The sequence below is a fragment of the Chryseobacterium sp. CH25 genome (genome assembly GCF_004119455.1).
Classification (GTDB): Bacteria; Bacteroidota; Bacteroidia; order Flavobacteriales; family Weeksellaceae; genus Chryseobacterium.
Genome location: NZ_NRQT01000003.1, coordinates 72,386 through 87,505 on the forward strand (window position 1 = coordinate 72,386; position 15,120 = coordinate 87,505).

A 15,120-nucleotide genomic window follows, 5' to 3' on the forward strand; every position below is an offset into this window, starting at 1 on the left:
AGTAAGTATTATAAGGTAATTGCTTTTCCACCTGCTTTAGCAATAAGCTCTTCAGCAGATTTCGTGAATTTATCAGCAGAAATTGAAACCGCAGATTTCAATTCTCCTCTACCCATAATTTTCACTAATTCGTTTTTAGAAACGATTCCGTTTGCTACTAAAACTTCTTTCGTGATATCTCCAGTGATGGATTTGTTCTCGATTAAAGTTTGGATAGTATCAAGGTTAACCCCTCTAAACTCTTTTCTGTTTACGTTTTTGAATCCGAATTTAGGTAGTCTTCTTTGTAAAGGCATCTGTCCACCTTCGAAACCGATCTTCTGAGAATAACCAGCTCTAGCTTTCTGACCTTTGTGCCCTTTTGTTGAAGTACCTCCTTTTCCAGTACCCTGACCTCTACCAATTCTCTTTGAGTTGAAAGTAGATCCTGCAGCTGGTTGTATGTTATTTAAATTCATTTTAATTTCTCTTTTATAAAATTATTTTTGAACTTCTAGTAAGTGACCTACAGCAGCGATCATTCCTAAGATAGAAGGAGTAGCTTCGTGCTCTACAACTTGGTGAAGTTTTTTTAATCCTAATGCTTCAAGCGTTCTCTTTTGGGTTTTTGTTCTACCAATAGCGCTTCTTACTTGCTTTACTTTAATTGTTGCCATTGTTTTAATTATTAACCGTTAAACACTTTACTTAGAGAAACTCCTCTCATTCTAGCAATCTCTTCAGGTCTTCTGATATCTAATAACGCTTTGAAAGTAGCTTTCACTACGTTGTGAGGGTTAGAAGATCCTTTAGATTTTGAAAGGATATCGTGAATACCAGCTGATTCCAATACCGCTCTTACCGCACCACCTGCAATAAGTCCTGTACCGTGAGAAGCAGGTCTTAAGAAGATATCTGCACCACCGTATCTAGCAGTAGTTTGGTGAGGAATAGTGTGGTTCATTACTGGAACTTTAACAAGGTTTTTCTTAGCGTCTTCAACTGCTTTAGCAATTGCAGAAGCAACCTCTTTAGATTTTCCTAAACCAAAACCGATAACTCCTTCTTCGTTTCCTACTACAACAATAGCAGAAAATCCGAAAGCTCTACCTCCTTTAGTTACTTTTGTTACTCTGTTAACAGCTACGAGACGATCTTTTAATTCTAATCCTCCCGGTTTTACTCTTTCTATATTATCTAGTCCTAACATATTTTCCGAAATTTAATGATTAGAATTTAAGTCCACCTTCTCTCGCACCATCAGCTAGAGCTTTTACTCTACCGTGATATACGAAACCGTTTCTGTCAAATACAATACTTTCGATTCCTGCAGCGATAGCTTTAGCAGCGATAGCTTTACCAACAGCAGCAGAAATTTCAGTCTTAGTACCTTTAGCGTCTACACCTTTTTCTCTTGAAGAAGCTGATGCTAAAGTTTTACCATTTTTATCGTCGATTAACTGAGCGTAAATTTCCTTATTACTTTTGTATACAGATAATCTTGGCAATTCAGAAGATCCAGAGATTTTCCCTCTTACTCTTCTTTTGATTCTTATTCTTTTTTCTAATTTACTTAATGCCATAATACTTATAATTTATTAAGCAGATTTACCAGCTTTACGTCTAACAATTTCTCCTACGAATCTTACACCTTTTCCTTTGTATGGTTCAGGCTTTCTGAAAGAACGGATCTTTGCAGCTACCATTCCTAGAAGTTGGTTGTCGTGAGACGTTAAAGTAATAATTGGGTTTTTACCTTTTTCAGTCAATGTATCAACTTTTACTTCGCTTGGAAGTTCTAATACGATACCGTGAGAGAATCCTAAAGCTAACTCAAGTTTTTGACCTGCGTGTGAAGCTCTATATCCTACCCCTACTAGTTCTAGTTTCTTTTCGAAACCATTTGAAACACCAACAATCATGTTGTTGATTAACGCTCTGTATAAACCGTGAAGCGCTTTGTGTTGCTTAGAATCAGATGGTCTGTTTACGTTAAGTTCACCATCTTTCTGTTCTACAGTAATTCCTGCTGTAAGCTCCTGAGAAAGTTCTCCTTTAGCTCCTTTTACAGTTACTACACCGTTATTTTCAGTGATTGTAACTCCAGCTGGAATTGTTATAATTGCTTTACCAATTCTTGACATTTTCCTCTGATTAAAAATTAATAAACATAGCAGATTACTTCACCGCCTACTTTCTCTTCTCTAGCTTTCTTGTCAGTCATTACTCCTTTAGAAGTAGAGATGATAGAAATACCCAAACCGTTTAGTACTCTTGGAAGTTCAGTAGAACCTTTGTACTGTCTTAAACCTGGTCTTGAAGCTCTTTGGATAGACTTAATAGCAGGTTTGTTAGTTTGCTTATCGTACTTTAAAGCGATTTTGATCACTCCTTGAACAGCGTTATCTTCAAACTTGTAGTTTAAGATATACCCTTGATCAAATAGGATCTTAGTAATCTCCTTTTTGATTTTCGATGCAGGAATTTCCACCACTTTGTGGCCTGCGCTTTGTGCGTTCCTTACTCTAGTTAGGAAATCTGAAATTGGATCTGTTACCATTTTTCTTTTATAAATTATTGGTTAAAGAACAATCAGTTTTGAAAAGACTTGAAGAGAACAATATCAGACTTCAGAAATCTTCGGTCTGATATTGTTATTCTTTAGTATCTCGACAACTTAATTGTCCCGATTTTTAATTAGTAATAATTACCAACTAGCTTTTCTTACACCTGGGATAAGACCGTTGTTAGCCATTTCTCTGAAAGTTACTCTGGAAATACCAAACGTTCTCATGTATCCTCTTGGTCTACCTGTTAGTTTACATCTGTTGTGTAATCTTACAGGAGAAGCATTCTTAGGCAATTTTTGAAGTCCTTCGTAATCACCAGCTTCTTTAAGAGCTTGTCTTTTAGCAGCGTATTTAGCAACTAGTGCTTCTCTTTTGCGCTCACGCGCTTTCATTGATTCTTTAGCCATTTCTTAGTTCTTTTTAAATGGTAAACCGAAGTGAGTTAATAATGCTTTAGCTTCTTTATCTGTTTTCGCAGTAGTTACGAAAGTGATGTCCATCCCTTGGATTTTTTTCACTTTGTCAATTACGATCTCAGGGAAGATAATTTGCTCAGTAATACCTAAGTTGTAGTTACCTCTACCATCGAAACCATCTGCTTTGATACCAGAGAAATCTCTGATACGTGGTAAAGCAGAAGAAGTAAGTCTGTCTAAGAACTCATACATTCTTTGAGCTCTCAAAGTTACTTTAGCACCTACAGGCATACCTTTTCTAAGTTTGAATGCAGCTTCATCTTTCTTAGAGATAGTACCTACTGCTTTCTGACCTGTGATGTTTGTAAGTTCTTCTACAGCATAATCGATAATTTTCTTATCTGCAGTAGCGTCTCCTAAACCTTGTGATACAACGATTTTCTCTAATCTAGGTACTTGCATGATTGACTTGTACCCGAATTCTTCCATCATTGCAGGAACAATTGTCTCTTTGTATATTTTTTTGGGTCTTGCTATAAATTCCATGTTAATTCAAATTATAAAGTTTCACCCGTTTTTTTGTTGATTCTTACTTTCTTATCTCCTTCGATTTTGTAACCGATTTTGATTGCTTTTCCGTCTTTACCAACTAAAGCTACGTTTGAGATATGAATAGAAGCTTCTTTTTCAACGATTCCTCCTTGAGGATTAGAAGCTGAAGGCTTAACGTGCTTTTTGATGATGTTAAGTCCTGCAACAATTACTCTAGGGTCTCTTCCTTCTTTCTTGATCACTTCAATAACTTCACCAGTCTTACCTTTGATATCTTTCTTACCAGTAGTAATGATTACGTTATCTCCTCTTTTTATTTTTAACTTTGACATTTCTTTAAAAAATTTTAAAAATTAAAGTACTTCAGGAGCTAATGAAATGATTTTCATATATTCTTTGTCTCTCAACTCACGAGCAACCGGTCCGAAAACACGTGTTCCTCTCATTTCTCCCGCTGCGTTTAGTAATACACAAGCATTGTCGTCGAATTTGATGTATGAACCATCTTTTCTTCTTACTGCTTTTTTAGTTCTTACTACTACAGCTTTAGATACCTGACCTTTTTTTGCGTTTCCTGATGGTGTAGAATCTTTGATCGTAACAACGATTTTATCACCAACTGAAGCATATCTTCTTCTGGTTCCTCCCAGAACTCTAATAACTAGTACTTCTTTAGCACCTGTGTTATCAGCAACTTTTAATCTTGATTCTGTTTGTAACATTATTACTTAGCTTTTTCAATGATTCTTACTAATCTCCATCTCTTGCTCTTGCTTAAAGGTCTAGTTTCTTGGATAAGAACTGTATCACCTTCTGCGCATTCGTTGTTCTCGTCGTGTGCAGTATATTTTTTCGTTTTCAAAACGAATTTACCGTACATCGGGTGCTTTACTCTTGTAGTCTCGCTAACAACAATAGTTTTTTCCATTTTATTGCTGGAAACCACTCCGATTCTTTCTTTTCTTAAATTTCTATCCATTGTAAAATGAAATTATTGTTTGTTAGTTAACTCAGTATTTAGTCTAGCGATTGTTTTTCTCAAATCTCTGATTTGAATCGGGTTTTCAATTGGGCTGATTGCATGAGCTAATTTCAATTTAGAATATTGAGCTTTTGCTTCAGTTAATTGAGCTTGAATGTCACCCGCGCTTAAATTTTTAATATCAGCTTTTTTCATTGTATTCAAAGATTAAAGAGGTTTAACAAAATCGTTAGCAACGATGAATTTAGTAACTACTGGTAATTTTTGTGCAGCAAGTCTAAGAGCTTCTTTCGCAACTTCGTAAGGAACTCCACCTACTTCGAACATAATTTTACCTGGTTTTACTACAGCTACCCAGTATTCAACAGCACCCTTACCTTTACCCATACGTACTTCCGCTGGTTTCTTAGTAATTGGCTTATCTGGGAAGATTTTGATCCATAGTTGACCTTCTCTCTTCATATATCTTGTCGCAGCAATACGAGCAGCTTCAATTTGTCTTGCAGTGATCCAAGCCCCCTCAGTTGCTTTGATCCCAAAAGTTCCGTAAGCAAGTTGACTACCTCTCTGGGCATTCCCCTTCATCTTCATCTTGTGAACTCTACGGAATTTGGTTCTTTTTGGTTGTAACATAATTTCTAAATTTTAGATTTTAGATTTTAGATTTTAGATTTTTTTTAATTTTAAAAAAGTAACGGTAATTTAAAATTCAAAATTTCTAATCTAAAATTTTAATTATTATTGTTATTGTTGTTGTTTTTTCTAGGTCTTCTGTTGTCTCTGTCTCCTCCTCTGTTTCCTCTGTCTGACTGACCTCCTTTTTTCTGTTGTCCCACTAGTGGAGAAAGTTCTCTTTTACCGTAAACTTCACCTTTCATGATCCAAACTTTTACCCCTAGTCTACCGTAAGTAGTGTGAGCTTCTGCCCAGTGGTAATCGATATCAGCTCTGAAAGTTGACAATGGAATTCTTCCTTCTTTGAAAGATTCTGATCTTGCCATTTCAGCTCCGTTCAATCTACCAGAGATTTGAACTTTGATACCTTCAGCACCCATTCTCATAGTACTTGCCATTGCCATTTTAACAGCTCTTCTGTAAGAAATTCTGTTTTCAATTTGCTTAGAAATACTATCAGCAACTAGTACAGCATCTAATTCAGGTCTTTTGATTTCGAAGATGTTGATTTGAATATCCTTACCTGTAAGTTTCTTCAATTCTTCTTTCAATTTATCAACTTCCTGACCTCCTTTACCGATGATAAGTCCCGGTCTAGCAGTAGTGATTGTAACTGTTACTAATTTAAGTGTTCTTTCAATATAGATTTTTGAAATACCACCTTTAGATAATCTAGCCTCAAGGTATCTTCTGATTTTGTAGTCTTCAGCGATTCTGTCTCCATAATCGTTTCCACCAAACCAGTTAGAATCCCATCCTCTGATGATACCTAATCTATTACCAATTGGATTTGTCTTCTGTCCCATACCTTGATTAATTTTCTTTTGTACCTAAGATTAATGTAACGTGGTTAGATCTTTTTCTGATTCTATACCCTCTACCTTGTGGAGCTGGTCTTAGTCTCTTCAATTGTCTTGCACTATCCACGAAGATTTCTTTAACGATAAGGTTTGCTTCTTCAATATCAGCACCTTCGTTTTTTGCCTGCCAGTTTGCCATAGCAGAAAGAAGTAATTTCTCTAACTTGTTAGATGCGTCCTTCTTTGAATATTTTAGGATATAAAGAGCTTTATCTACCTGTTCTCCTCTAATGATATCAACTACTAATCTCATTTTTCTTGGAGAAGATGGGCAATTATTTAATGAAGCTTTTACAACGTCTTTGTTAGCTTCTTTTCTTGCGATTGAACTATCTTGTTTTCTTGATCCCATGATTATCTGCTTCCTTTGTTTTTGTTACCACCATGACCTCTGAAAGATCTTGTTGGAGAAAATTCGCCTAACTTGTGACCAACCATGTTTTCTGTAACGTAAACTGGGATAAAAGATTTCCCGTTGTGTACAGCAATAGTTTGTCCTACGAAGTCCGGAGAGATCATAGATGCTCTAGACCAAGTTTTGATAACTGTCTTCTTACCAGACTCTATATTTGCCTGAACCTTCTTATCTAAAGTATGATGAATGAACGGTCCTTTCTTAAGTGATCTTGCCATAATTATTTTCTTTTAGATACGATGTAACGGTTAGACACTTTGTTTTTCTTTCTAGTTTTGTAACCTTTAGACGGCATACCGTTTCTAGATCTTGGGTGACCTCCTGAAGAACGTCCTTCACCACCTCCCATTGGGTGATCTACTGGGTTCATTACAACCGCTCTTGTTCTTGGTCTTCTACCTAACCATCTGCTTCTACCAGCCTTACCTGATACAGTTAATTGGTGGTCAGAGTTAGAAACTGATCCAATCATTGCATAACATTCAGTAAGGATCATTCTTGATTCTCCTGAAGGCAATTTGATGATTGCATATTTTCCATCTCTAGAAGTTAATTGAGCTGAAGAACCAGCACTTCTTGCTAAAATTGCACCTTGACCAGGCTTCATTTCAACACAAGAAATTACAGTACCTAAAGGAATGTTTTTCAACTTCATTGCGTTACCTACATTTGGCTCTACGCTGTCACCAGAAATTACTTTCTGATCAACTTTGATACCGTTTGGAGCGATGATATATCTCTTCTCTCCATCAGCATATTCTAATAAAGCGATAAATGCAGTTCTGTTTGGATCGTATTCTACAGATTTTACAGTTGCTTCAACGTTTGCTTTGTTTCTTTTGAAGTCAATAATTCTGTATTTCTTTTTGTGTCCACCTCCGGTGTAACGCATGGTCATTTTACCTGTATTGTTACGTCCACCTGACTTTTTAATACCAACAACTAGAGATTTCTCTGGTTTGTTAGTAGTAATTTCCTCAAAATTGTTTACAATTCTGAATCTCTGTCCCGGGGTGATAGGTTTTAATTTTCTAACAGACATTACTATTATTTATAATTAATAATTAATTTACAGCAAAAATATCGATAACCTCACCTTCAGCAAGTTTGATTACCGCTTTTTTCAATTTATTTGTCTTTCCTACTTGAAGACCTTTTTTAGTGTATTTTGAAGAAACCTTCGGAGCATAAATCATTGTGTTAACGTCTGCTACTTTTACACCGTAAGCTGCTTCAACAGCCTTTTTGATCTCGATCTTATTCGCCTTAGGGTTAACTAAGAAAGAATAAGTACCTCTTAAATCTGTAAGGTAGTTAGCCTTTTCTGAAATAACTGGTTTAATAATAACTGACATGACTTATTTCTTTAAATTTTCCTGGAATTTTTCAACTGCACCTTCGAAGAAAATGATCTCACCAGCGTTAACTAAATCGTAAGAACTAATTTCGTTGAAGTTCATTACTTTAGCTTTAGGTAAGTTTCTTGAAGATAAATACACATTCTTGTTAGCTTCAGGAAGAACGAATAAAGATTTTTTACCGTTAAGTTCCAATGCATTTAATACATTGATGAAATCTTTAGTCTTAGGAGCAGCAAAGCTCATATCTTCTAAAACTTTAATGCTGTTATCTCTCATTTTTTGAGATAAAACAGATTTTTTAGCCAATCTCTTAAGAGCTTTGTTCAATTTGAATCTGTAGTCTCTTGGTTTTGGTCCGAATACTCTACCTCCACCTCTGAAAGTTGGAGATTTAATATCACCATATCTAGCAGATCCAGATCCTTTTTGCTTCTTAAGCTTTTTAGTAGAAGCAGTAATTTCGCTTCTTTCTTTTGCTTTATGAGTTCCTTGTCTTTGTGCAGCAAGGTACTGTTTAACTTCTAAGTAAACCGCGTGCTGATTTGGCTCAATTCCGAATACTGTTTCGTCTAGAGTTACTTTTCTTCCGGTCTCTTTTCCTGATGTATTTAATACTACTAGTTCCATTTTCTGATAATTACATAAGAATTTTTAGCTCCCGGAACAGCACCTTTTACTACTAAAAGATTTTGTTCTTGATCAACTTTTAACACTTGAAGGTTTTGAACAGTTACCTGCTTACCTCCCATTCTTCCAGCCATTCTCATCCCTTTGAATACTCTTGAAGGGTCAGATCCAGCACCGATAGAACCTGGAGCTCTAAGTCTGTTGTGCTGACCATGAGTTGCCTGCATTACACCTCCAAATCCGTGTCTTTTAACAACACCTTGGAAACCTTTACCTTTTGAAGTTCCTGTTACGTCTACATATTCACCTTCGATGAATAGTTGAACATTTACTTCTTCTCCTACTTTAGCATCTGAGAATCCATCGTGGAATTCTACTAATTTAGCTTTAGGAGCAGAACCAGCCTTTTTAAAGTGGCCAGCTAACGCTTTACCAACGTTCTTCTCACTCTTGTCATCGAAACCTAATTGAACAGCTGAATAACCGTCAACTTCTAAGGTTCTGACCTGTAAAATCGAGCATGGACCAGCTTGAATAACTGTACAAGGAATGTTTTTCCCTTCTTCGTTAAACAAAGATGTCATACCGATTTTTTTACCAATAATACCTGACATTGTTTATATTATAATAAAATTTATCCTTTATTTTTTTCCATTTTTCGGAAGTCTGAAGTGATTTCTACTTTTGATATAGGCACACTACGCTCCTAAAATGAGTGTGCAAATTTATGAATAATTTTGTAACCGACAAATATTTTGAGTAAAATATTTTGATTTTTAATCATTTAGATCATTTTCAGAAAAAATAACCGGTTCACAAAAATGAATCCAATATAAAAAACACACATTTCCTTCTCATTGTTCATTCCGGCAATTCAAAGCCAACACCTATCAACAAAAAAAATGCCATAACTATAGGATAATGAAACATTTCACAATTTTCTTTATAAAATTCCATTCCTGGATTTTCAAACAAAAACAAGAAACATCTTATCTCTCCTTTCCAGAAAATTAAACAATATCATTAGAACCCATCATAAAAAAAATAAAAGCCTCATGATTGATCATGGGCTCGATATTTCACACCTATTATTATATAGATTTAAAAGAATTGACAGGGTTATTTCATCACATTTACTCCTATTTCTTCCAGTCTGGCTTCATCTTCGGCAGCAATTCCATCATCTGTAATCAAATAATCTACCTGATCCAATGAGGCAATTTTACCAAAACCTTTTTTATTTAATTTTGAAGAATCTGCCAAAACTACAGTCTTATCTGCACATTCAATCATGACCTGATTAAGATGCGCTTCCGCTGCATTGGAAGTACTGATCCCAAATTCAAGATCAATCCCGTCTACTCCCAGGAAAAGTTTATTGCAGGAAAATTGTTTAAGAATTCCTTCAGAAATAGACCCTACAATTGAGGTTGAACTCTTCCTCACCTCTCCGCCTAATTGAATAACATTAATATTAGGATTATTACAAAGTTCAATGGCAACCCTTAGTGAAGAGGTCAAAACAGTAAGCGGACCAAAATTCATCAGCATCCTGGCAAGATAATGCATCGTAGTTCCTGATGCCAATATGATACAGTCATTTTCCTGAATCAATGGAAGTGCCGCCTTAGCGATTGACTGCTTTGCTTCTACATTGATATTTTCTTTTTCTCCTACATTCTTTTCGTAAGCATATCTTACCTGCTTACTTGCTCCCCCGTGATTTCTGAAAAGAAGCCCTAAACTTTCGAGATAATTCAGATCCTTTCGAATCGTAACCGAAGAAACATTTAGTTTTTCGCACAGATCCTGAACAAGAACATGACCTTTCTCTTCGAGTTCTTTTAATATTTCATCTTGCCTTGGAATTAGCTTTTCCATTTTATTCGTTTCCTCAAAATTACTGTATTTTTTTAACATTTTAAAATTTCATTTATTTTCTTTTTGCTTTCATTTTTAATTTATATATTTGAAAACGAAACATAAACGAAACATTTATGAAACGAAACGAAGAACTCAGTAAATTAACCGATGTAAAAGAATGGGACTTTATAGTCATAGGAGGAGGAGCCAGTGGTTTAGGTTCAGCATTAGACGCAGTAAGCAGAGGATTCAAAACTTTATTGCTTGAATCTCATGATTTTGCGAAAGCAACTTCCAGCAGAAGTACCAAACTGGTACATGGCGGAGTAAGATATTTAGCACAGGGAGACGTAGGTTTGGTGAAAGAGGCTTTGAAAGAAAGAGGTCTTTTAGCCAAAAATGCAGCACATATTGTAAAGAATCAATCTTTCATTATTCCTAATTATACCTGGTGGGGTGGAATCTATTATAAGATAGGTCTGTCTGTATATGATTTCCTTGCCGGAAAATTAAGTTTGGGTAAAACGAAATATATCAGCAAATCAAAAACCATTGAAAAGCTGCCTACTATTGAACAAAATCACTTAGCAAGTGGTGTTGTTTACCAGGACGGACAGTTTGATGATGCAAGACTTGCGGTTAACTTAACCCAAACCATTATTGAAAAAGGAGGAAGTGCAGTAAACTATGTAAAGGTTGTTAATCTTCTGAAGAATGATAAGGATAAAGTAATTGGAGTGGTTGCTGAAGACCAGATCTCCAAACAGCAATATCAGATTCATGCAAAAGTAGTTATCAATGCTACCGGTGTTTTCACCAATGACATCCTTAATATGAATAACCCTAAACATGGTAAACTTGTAGTACCAAGCCAGGGTATTCACCTTGTATTGGATAAATCATTCCTGAAAAGTGATGATGCCATCATGATTCCTAAAACTTCTGACGGAAGAGTTTTATTTGTTGTGCCTTGGCATGACAGAGCTTTGGTAGGAACTACAGATACTCTTTTGGAAAACGAAAGTTTCGAACCCCGTGCTTTGGAGGAAGAAATCAACTTTGTTTTAAATACAGCAAGACAATATCTTTCTAAAAAACCAACCCGTGATGATGTAAAATCTGTTTTTGCCGGACTTCGTCCTCTTGCCGCGCCAAAAGATGGAAGTAAGAGTACTAAAGAAGTTTCCCGAAGCCACAAGGTTATTGCTTCCGATACAGGATTAATCTCCATCATTGGCGGAAAATGGACAACTTACCGTAAAATGGCTGAAGACACCATTGACAAAGCGATGGAAGTTCACAAGCTTGGTAATACGACTTCTAAAACAGAACACATGTCTATTCATGGAAATGTAAAACCTGAACAGGTAGACAGAACCAATCATTTATATGTATACGGATCTGATATTCCTTCAATAAAGGCTTTACAGGAAAGCAATCCACGTTTTTCACAGAAAATACACCCTGACCATCCATTCACTGTAGCCGAAGTAGTTTGGGCGGCAAGAAATGAAATGGCAGAAACCATTGAAGATGTTCTGGCTAGAAGAGCTCGTTTGTTATTCCTTGATGCAAGAGCAGCTATAGACAGCGCCCACAATGTTGCAAGAATCATTGCGGAAGAAAAAGGATATTCTGAAGAATGGGCTCAGCAGCAGGAAAATGAATTTATTGAATTGGCAAAAGGATATTTACTGACTCCTTACTCACCTAAAGTTATCAACCTTAATTAATCACCATATGAATGAAAAGTTAATCCTCGCTTTAGATCAGGGAACTACTTCCTCCAGAGCGATTCTATTCAACCATAGCGGAGAGATCAAATATGTATCTCAAAAAGACTTCAGACAAATCTTCCCTACTCCGGGTTGGGTAGAGCATGATCCTAATGAGATCTGGTCATCACAAATCTCCGTTGCTGCAGAAATTATAGCCAAAGCAGGCATTTCCGGACTGGAAGTAGCTGCTATTGGGATTACAAATCAACGTGAAACTACAATTGTTTGGGATAAAGAATCCGGAGAGCCTATTTATAATGCTATTGTATGGCAGGACCGAAGAACCTCCAAATATTGTGACGAACTGAAAGAACAAGGTCATGCAGAAAAAATCAGAGAAAAAACAGGTCTTGTATTGGACGCTTACTTCTCTGCAACCAAATTAAAATGGATCCTGGACAATGTTGATGGGGCAAGAGAAAAAGCGGAAGCCGGAAAATTATGTTTCGGAACTGTGGATACCTGGCTTGTATGGAAGCTAACCCGTGGGAAAATGTTCATCACGGATGTTTCGAATGCCAGCAGAACTATGCTTTTGAATATTCATACATTGGAATGGGATAATGATCTACTGGAACTATTCAATATTCCGAAAGCAATTCTTCCTGAAGTAAAACAAAGCAGTGAAGTATACGGTGAAACAGCTACTACTCTGTTCTCTACCAAAATTCCAATTGCTGGAATTGCCGGAGACCAGCAGGCGGCTTTGTTCGGACAGATGTGTACTTCTCCGGGAATGGTAAAAAACACTTATGGAACAGGATGTTTCTTATTAATGAATACCGGAAAAGAGGCTGTTACTTCTAAAAACAATCTTCTTACTACTGTAGCATGGAAAATCAACGGAGAGGTTAATTATGCACTGGAAGGAAGCGTATTTGTAGGAGGTGCAGCTATTCAATGGTTAAGAGATGGTCTTAAACTTATTCATTCTTCAGATGAAGTGAATGACTTGGCATCTTCCGTGGAAGATAACGGTGGGGTTTACTTTGTTCCGGCTCTTACAGGTTTAGGTGCTCCGCACTGGGATCAGTATGCTCGTGGAACTATTGTAGGAATCACTCGTGGTACCACTGATGGGCATATTGCAAGAGCAACCTTAGAAGGCATTGCATTCCAGGTGTATGATATTGTAAAATCTATGGAGGCTGATTCAGGGAGAGCGAGTCTTGAATTGAGAGTAGATGGTGGAGCTTCGGCAAGCAATCTATTGATGCAGATTCAGTCTGACCTTTTCGGATTTAAAATTACAAGACCTAGAACATTAGAAACAACAGCTTTAGGAGCAGCTTATTTAGCAGGACTTGCTGTTGGCTACTGGAAAAGTATTGATGAAATACAGGCTCAGTGGATTGTAGATAAAGATTTCCACCCTCAATTGGAAAGGGAAAAAGTAGATGCTATGGTTCACTCATGGAACAAAGCAGTGTCTCGTGCTCAAAGCTGGATAGAAGATTAATTCACTGACCTTAAAAATACACATATGACTCCATTTATCGCAGAAGTGATCGGAACGATGCTTCTCATTTTGTTAGGCAACGGCGTTGTAGCTAATGTTGTCTTGAAGGATACCAAAGGAAATAATTCCGGATGGATTGTTATTACCACTGCTTGGGCGCTAGCCGTTTTCGTAGGGGTAACCGTTGCCGGGCCTGTAAGTGGAGCTCACTTAAATCCGGCTGTTACTATTGGTTTGGCTGCTGCAGGGAAATTTGCATGGGATTTAGTCCCATCTTACATCGCAGCTCAGATGATTGGAGGAATGTTGGGAGCTTTTTTGGTGTGGTTATTCCATAAAGATCATTTTGCCATTACGGAAGATGAAGGAGCAAAACTGGCTTGTTTCAGTACCGGTCCTGCCATCAGAAAAGTTTCGTCTAATCTTATCAGCGAGGTTATCGGAACATTCGTTTTGGTATTTGTTATTTTTCACTTTTCGGATCCTAGTATTAATGTACAGGCAGATCCTAATGCAAAAGTAGGATTAGGTTCTATAGGAGCCATTCCTGTAACATTTCTTGTATGGGTAATTGGGCTTTCTTTAGGAGGAACTACCGGGTATGCCATTAACCCTGCCAGAGATCTTGCTCCAAGAATCATGCACGCTATTCTTCCGGTAAAAGGAAGCAGCGACTGGGGCTATGCTTGGATTCCTGTGATAGGCCCTGTTATAGGTGCTGTTATCGCTGCATTATTATTTATAACCTTAAAATAAAAATACAGATGATGAAAATATTAAAAGGGATCTTCCTTCTTGCTTTAGGTACAGGAAGGTTATTTTCTCAGGAAAGCGGTGAAGCTAAGGAAACCAAAGAAGGAAGGCTGGATTTCACAGCCAATATTCAGAACAACCACTTGTGGAGAGGTTTGATTATTACAGATAAACCTGTTGTAATGGGAAATCTTTCCTATGCTCTGGATGCGGAAAAGAAATGGAAAGTCGGGATTTGGGGAGCTTCTGCTCTTGCAGATGATAAGGATAATACGCATTATAAAGAGATCAATTACTATGTTCAATATTCCAACGGTCGTTTTTATATTGGATTATGGGATCTTTATAATTCACGAAACATCAATACTGCTGTTGCTGCGGATGATATCTTCAGTTATTCACAAAGAAGAACAGCTCATATTATTGATTTAAGAACCAATTATACTTTCGGACCTTCATTCCCGATCAATATTGAAGCAGACATTATGTTGTATGGAGGTGCTAATGCAGGAGAAGTAATTCTGGAACCAGATGGAAGCTATAAAAAGAACAGATATTCTACCTATGTTCAGGCTAGTTATCCTGTAATCAGCGGACAGAAAGTAAATCTGGATGCTTTTGTAGGTGCAGGATTTTCATTGAATGGAAATACCTTTCTCTATGGAAATGGAAAAAACAATTTCGATATCGTGAATGTTGGAGTAAAAGCAGGAAAAGTTCTTAAAATTACGGAACATTACAGTTTACCTATTTCTATGATGGCTATGTGGAATCCTTCTAATAAATATGCGAGGATTCAGCTGGCTGCGACTGTTTTTTAATTTAAGTTT

Annotated in this window: 25 protein-coding genes; 4 read left to right on the forward strand and 21 right to left on the reverse strand. The window is 36.8% G+C overall.

The genetic code is table 11. The features are described 5' to 3' along the window. Positions 1-8: 8 nt before the first annotated feature. From rplO to BOQ64_RS08590, 21 genes are all read right to left on the reverse strand, one after another. Entirely contained in the window at positions 9-458 is a 450-nt protein-coding gene (gene rplO / locus BOQ64_RS08490; protein ID WP_103246800.1) for a 50S ribosomal protein L15, read from the reverse strand. Between the two features lie 21 nt (positions 459-479). Next, on the reverse strand, positions 480-656 hold the full coding sequence (rpmD, locus tag BOQ64_RS08495) for a 50S ribosomal protein L30 (RefSeq protein WP_027371710.1): 177 nt from the start codon (positions 654-656) through the stop codon (positions 480-482). An 11-nt stretch (positions 657-667) separates the two neighbouring features. Continuing rightward, positions 668-1,189: a 30S ribosomal protein S5 gene (gene rpsE, locus BOQ64_RS08500; RefSeq protein ID WP_042721505.1), complete on the reverse strand. Its 522-nt coding sequence runs from the start codon at positions 1,187-1,189 to the stop codon at positions 668-670. 19 nt (positions 1,190-1,208) lie between these two features. Beyond that, positions 1,209-1,562: a 50S ribosomal protein L18 gene (gene rplR, locus BOQ64_RS08505; RefSeq protein WP_077413597.1), complete on the reverse strand. Its 354-nt coding sequence runs from the start codon at positions 1,560-1,562 to the stop codon at positions 1,209-1,211. Between the two features lie 15 nt (positions 1,563-1,577). Beyond that, positions 1,578-2,123, reverse strand: a complete 546-nt coding sequence (rplF, locus tag BOQ64_RS08510) for a 50S ribosomal protein L6 (protein WP_129057714.1) — start codon at positions 2,121-2,123, stop codon at positions 1,578-1,580. A gap of 17 nt (positions 2,124-2,140) precedes the next feature. Further along, on the reverse strand, positions 2,141-2,539 hold the full coding sequence (gene rpsH / locus BOQ64_RS08515) for a 30S ribosomal protein S8 (RefSeq protein WP_034694686.1): 399 nt from the start codon (positions 2,537-2,539) through the stop codon (positions 2,141-2,143). A 147-nt stretch (positions 2,540-2,686) separates the two neighbouring features. After that, positions 2,687-2,956, reverse strand: a complete 270-nt coding sequence (gene rpsN, locus BOQ64_RS08520; protein WP_002983233.1) for a 30S ribosomal protein S14 — start codon at positions 2,954-2,956, stop codon at positions 2,687-2,689. A 3-nt stretch (positions 2,957-2,959) separates the two neighbouring features. After that, a complete protein-coding gene (gene rplE, locus BOQ64_RS08525; protein ID WP_105702144.1) occupies positions 2,960-3,511 on the reverse strand; it encodes a 50S ribosomal protein L5 in 552 nt (183 codons plus the stop codon). An 11-nt stretch (positions 3,512-3,522) separates the two neighbouring features. Next, positions 3,523-3,849, reverse strand: coding sequence for a 50S ribosomal protein L24 (gene rplX / locus BOQ64_RS08530; RefSeq protein ID WP_065395919.1), 327 nt, complete (start codon positions 3,847-3,849; stop codon positions 3,523-3,525). A gap of 21 nt (positions 3,850-3,870) precedes the next feature. Further along, positions 3,871-4,239 carry a 50S ribosomal protein L14 gene (gene rplN, locus BOQ64_RS08535; protein WP_002983226.1) on the reverse strand — a complete coding sequence of 123 codons (369 nt, stop codon included), beginning with the start codon at positions 4,237-4,239 and terminating at the stop codon, positions 3,871-3,873. A gap of 2 nt (positions 4,240-4,241) precedes the next feature. Beyond that, positions 4,242-4,496: a 30S ribosomal protein S17 gene (gene rpsQ, locus BOQ64_RS08540; protein WP_065400323.1), complete on the reverse strand. Its 255-nt coding sequence runs from the start codon at positions 4,494-4,496 to the stop codon at positions 4,242-4,244. A gap of 12 nt (positions 4,497-4,508) precedes the next feature. After that, positions 4,509-4,694, reverse strand: coding sequence for a 50S ribosomal protein L29 (gene rpmC, locus BOQ64_RS08545; protein WP_027381309.1), 186 nt, complete (start codon positions 4,692-4,694; stop codon positions 4,509-4,511). A 12-nt stretch (positions 4,695-4,706) separates the two neighbouring features. Further along, a complete protein-coding gene (gene rplP / locus BOQ64_RS08550; protein ID WP_002983219.1) occupies positions 4,707-5,132 on the reverse strand; it encodes a 50S ribosomal protein L16 in 426 nt (141 codons plus the stop codon). A 98-nt stretch (positions 5,133-5,230) separates the two neighbouring features. Further along, the gene (gene rpsC / locus BOQ64_RS08555) at positions 5,231-5,980 is read right to left on the reverse strand and encodes a 30S ribosomal protein S3 (protein ID WP_034694675.1); all 750 of its coding nucleotides are present in this window, start codon (positions 5,978-5,980) and stop codon (positions 5,231-5,233) included. A 7-nt stretch (positions 5,981-5,987) separates the two neighbouring features. Next, a complete protein-coding gene (gene rplV, locus BOQ64_RS08560) occupies positions 5,988-6,386 on the reverse strand; it encodes a 50S ribosomal protein L22 (protein ID WP_129057715.1) in 399 nt (132 codons plus the stop codon). Positions 6,387-6,388: 2 nt separating this feature from the next. After that, positions 6,389-6,667: a 30S ribosomal protein S19 gene (rpsS, locus tag BOQ64_RS08565; RefSeq protein WP_002983209.1), complete on the reverse strand. Its 279-nt coding sequence runs from the start codon at positions 6,665-6,667 to the stop codon at positions 6,389-6,391. 2 nt (positions 6,668-6,669) lie between these two features. Next, positions 6,670-7,491 carry a 50S ribosomal protein L2 gene (gene rplB, locus BOQ64_RS08570; protein WP_129057716.1) on the reverse strand — a complete coding sequence of 274 codons (822 nt, stop codon included), beginning with the start codon at positions 7,489-7,491 and terminating at the stop codon, positions 6,670-6,672. Positions 7,492-7,513: 22 nt separating this feature from the next. Further along, positions 7,514-7,804 (reverse strand): 50S ribosomal protein L23, encoded by a 291-nt coding sequence (rplW, locus tag BOQ64_RS08575; RefSeq protein WP_045491154.1) that lies wholly within the window; start codon positions 7,802-7,804, stop codon positions 7,514-7,516. Positions 7,805-7,807: 3 nt separating this feature from the next. Further along, the gene (gene rplD / locus BOQ64_RS08580; RefSeq protein WP_129057717.1) at positions 7,808-8,437 is read right to left on the reverse strand and encodes a 50S ribosomal protein L4; all 630 of its coding nucleotides are present in this window, start codon (positions 8,435-8,437) and stop codon (positions 7,808-7,810) included. Continuing rightward, the gene (rplC, locus tag BOQ64_RS08585; RefSeq protein ID WP_129057718.1) at positions 8,428-9,051 is read right to left on the reverse strand and encodes a 50S ribosomal protein L3; all 624 of its coding nucleotides are present in this window, start codon (positions 9,049-9,051) and stop codon (positions 8,428-8,430) included. Before rplC ends, rplD begins: the two co-directional genes overlap by 10 nt. Before the next feature lie 505 nt (positions 9,052-9,556). Then, the gene (locus BOQ64_RS08590) at positions 9,557-10,318 is read right to left on the reverse strand and encodes a DeoR/GlpR family DNA-binding transcription regulator (RefSeq protein ID WP_129057719.1); all 762 of its coding nucleotides are present in this window, start codon (positions 10,316-10,318) and stop codon (positions 9,557-9,559) included. Between the two features lie 116 nt (positions 10,319-10,434). On the opposite strand from BOQ64_RS08590, the gene BOQ64_RS08595 reads away from it, so the two are divergent. Genes BOQ64_RS08595 through BOQ64_RS08610 form a run of 4 tightly spaced genes read left to right on the forward strand, consistent with a single transcriptional unit; the run spans position 10,435 to position 15,111 of the window. Next, positions 10,435-12,033, forward strand: a complete 1,599-nt coding sequence (locus BOQ64_RS08595; RefSeq protein ID WP_129057720.1) for a glycerol-3-phosphate dehydrogenase/oxidase — start codon at positions 10,435-10,437, stop codon at positions 12,031-12,033. Between the two features lie 7 nt (positions 12,034-12,040). Next, the gene (gene glpK, locus BOQ64_RS08600) at positions 12,041-13,537 is read left to right on the forward strand and encodes a glycerol kinase GlpK (RefSeq protein WP_129057721.1); all 1,497 of its coding nucleotides are present in this window, start codon (positions 12,041-12,043) and stop codon (positions 13,535-13,537) included. Positions 13,538-13,561: 24 nt separating this feature from the next. Continuing rightward, the gene (locus tag BOQ64_RS08605; protein ID WP_129057722.1) at positions 13,562-14,293 is read left to right on the forward strand and encodes an MIP/aquaporin family protein; all 732 of its coding nucleotides are present in this window, start codon (positions 13,562-13,564) and stop codon (positions 14,291-14,293) included. Positions 14,294-14,301: 8 nt separating this feature from the next. After that, the gene (locus BOQ64_RS08610; RefSeq protein WP_129057723.1) at positions 14,302-15,111 is read left to right on the forward strand and encodes a hypothetical protein; all 810 of its coding nucleotides are present in this window, start codon (positions 14,302-14,304) and stop codon (positions 15,109-15,111) included. Positions 15,112-15,120: the final 9 nt, after the last annotated feature.

Bases quoted from the DNA above. Each gene is read 5' to 3' on its own strand.
- rplO (WP_103246800.1), bottom strand. From the start codon at position 458: ATGAATTTAAATAACATACAACCAGCTGCAGGATCTACTTTCAACTCA.
- rpmD (WP_027371710.1), bottom strand. From the start codon at position 656: ATGGCAACAATTAAAGTAAAGCAAGTAAGAAGCGCTATTGGTAGAACA.
- rpsE (WP_042721505.1), bottom strand. From the start codon at position 1,189: ATGTTAGGACTAGATAATATAGAAAGAGTAAAACCGGGAGGATTAGAA.
- rplR (WP_077413597.1), bottom strand. From the start codon at position 1,562: ATGGCATTAAGTAAATTAGAAAAAAGAATAAGAATCAAAAGAAGAGTA.
- rplF (WP_129057714.1), bottom strand. From the start codon at position 2,123: ATGTCAAGAATTGGTAAAGCAATTATAACAATTCCAGCTGGAGTTACA.
- rpsH (WP_034694686.1), bottom strand. From the start codon at position 2,539: ATGGTAACAGATCCAATTTCAGATTTCCTAACTAGAGTAAGGAACGCA.
- rpsN (WP_002983233.1), bottom strand. From the start codon at position 2,956: ATGGCTAAAGAATCAATGAAAGCGCGTGAGCGCAAAAGAGAAGCACTA.
- rplE (WP_105702144.1), bottom strand. From the start codon at position 3,511: ATGGAATTTATAGCAAGACCCAAAAAAATATACAAAGAGACAATTGTT.
- rplX (WP_065395919.1), bottom strand. From the start codon at position 3,849: ATGTCAAAGTTAAAAATAAAAAGAGGAGATAACGTAATCATTACTACT.
- rplN (WP_002983226.1), bottom strand. From the start codon at position 4,239: ATGTTACAAACAGAATCAAGATTAAAAGTTGCTGATAACACAGGTGCT.
- rpsQ (WP_065400323.1), bottom strand. From the start codon at position 4,496: ATGGATAGAAATTTAAGAAAAGAAAGAATCGGAGTGGTTTCCAGCAAT.
- rpmC (WP_027381309.1), bottom strand. From the start codon at position 4,694: ATGAAAAAAGCTGATATTAAAAATTTAAGCGCGGGTGACATTCAAGCT.
- rplP (WP_002983219.1), bottom strand. From the start codon at position 5,132: ATGTTACAACCAAAAAGAACCAAATTCCGTAGAGTTCACAAGATGAAG.
- rpsC (WP_034694675.1), bottom strand. From the start codon at position 5,980: ATGGGACAGAAGACAAATCCAATTGGTAATAGATTAGGTATCATCAGA.
- rplV (WP_129057715.1), bottom strand. From the start codon at position 6,386: ATGGGATCAAGAAAACAAGATAGTTCAATCGCAAGAAAAGAAGCTAAC.
- rpsS (WP_002983209.1), bottom strand. From the start codon at position 6,667: ATGGCAAGATCACTTAAGAAAGGACCGTTCATTCATCATACTTTAGAT.
- rplB (WP_129057716.1), bottom strand. From the start codon at position 7,491: ATGTCTGTTAGAAAATTAAAACCTATCACCCCGGGACAGAGATTCAGA.
- rplW (WP_045491154.1), bottom strand. From the start codon at position 7,804: ATGTCAGTTATTATTAAACCAGTTATTTCAGAAAAGGCTAACTACCTT.
- rplD (WP_129057717.1), bottom strand. From the start codon at position 8,437: ATGGAACTAGTAGTATTAAATACATCAGGAAAAGAGACCGGAAGAAAA.
- rplC (WP_129057718.1), bottom strand. From the start codon at position 9,051: ATGTCAGGTATTATTGGTAAAAAAATCGGTATGACATCTTTGTTTAAC.
- BOQ64_RS08590 (WP_129057719.1), bottom strand. From the start codon at position 10,318: ATGGAAAAGCTAATTCCAAGGCAAGATGAAATATTAAAAGAACTCGAA.
- BOQ64_RS08595 (WP_129057720.1), top strand. From the start codon at position 10,435: ATGAAACGAAACGAAGAACTCAGTAAATTAACCGATGTAAAAGAATGG.
- glpK (WP_129057721.1), top strand. From the start codon at position 12,041: ATGAATGAAAAGTTAATCCTCGCTTTAGATCAGGGAACTACTTCCTCC.
- BOQ64_RS08605 (WP_129057722.1), top strand. From the start codon at position 13,562: ATGACTCCATTTATCGCAGAAGTGATCGGAACGATGCTTCTCATTTTG.
- BOQ64_RS08610 (WP_129057723.1), top strand. From the start codon at position 14,302: ATGATGAAAATATTAAAAGGGATCTTCCTTCTTGCTTTAGGTACAGGA.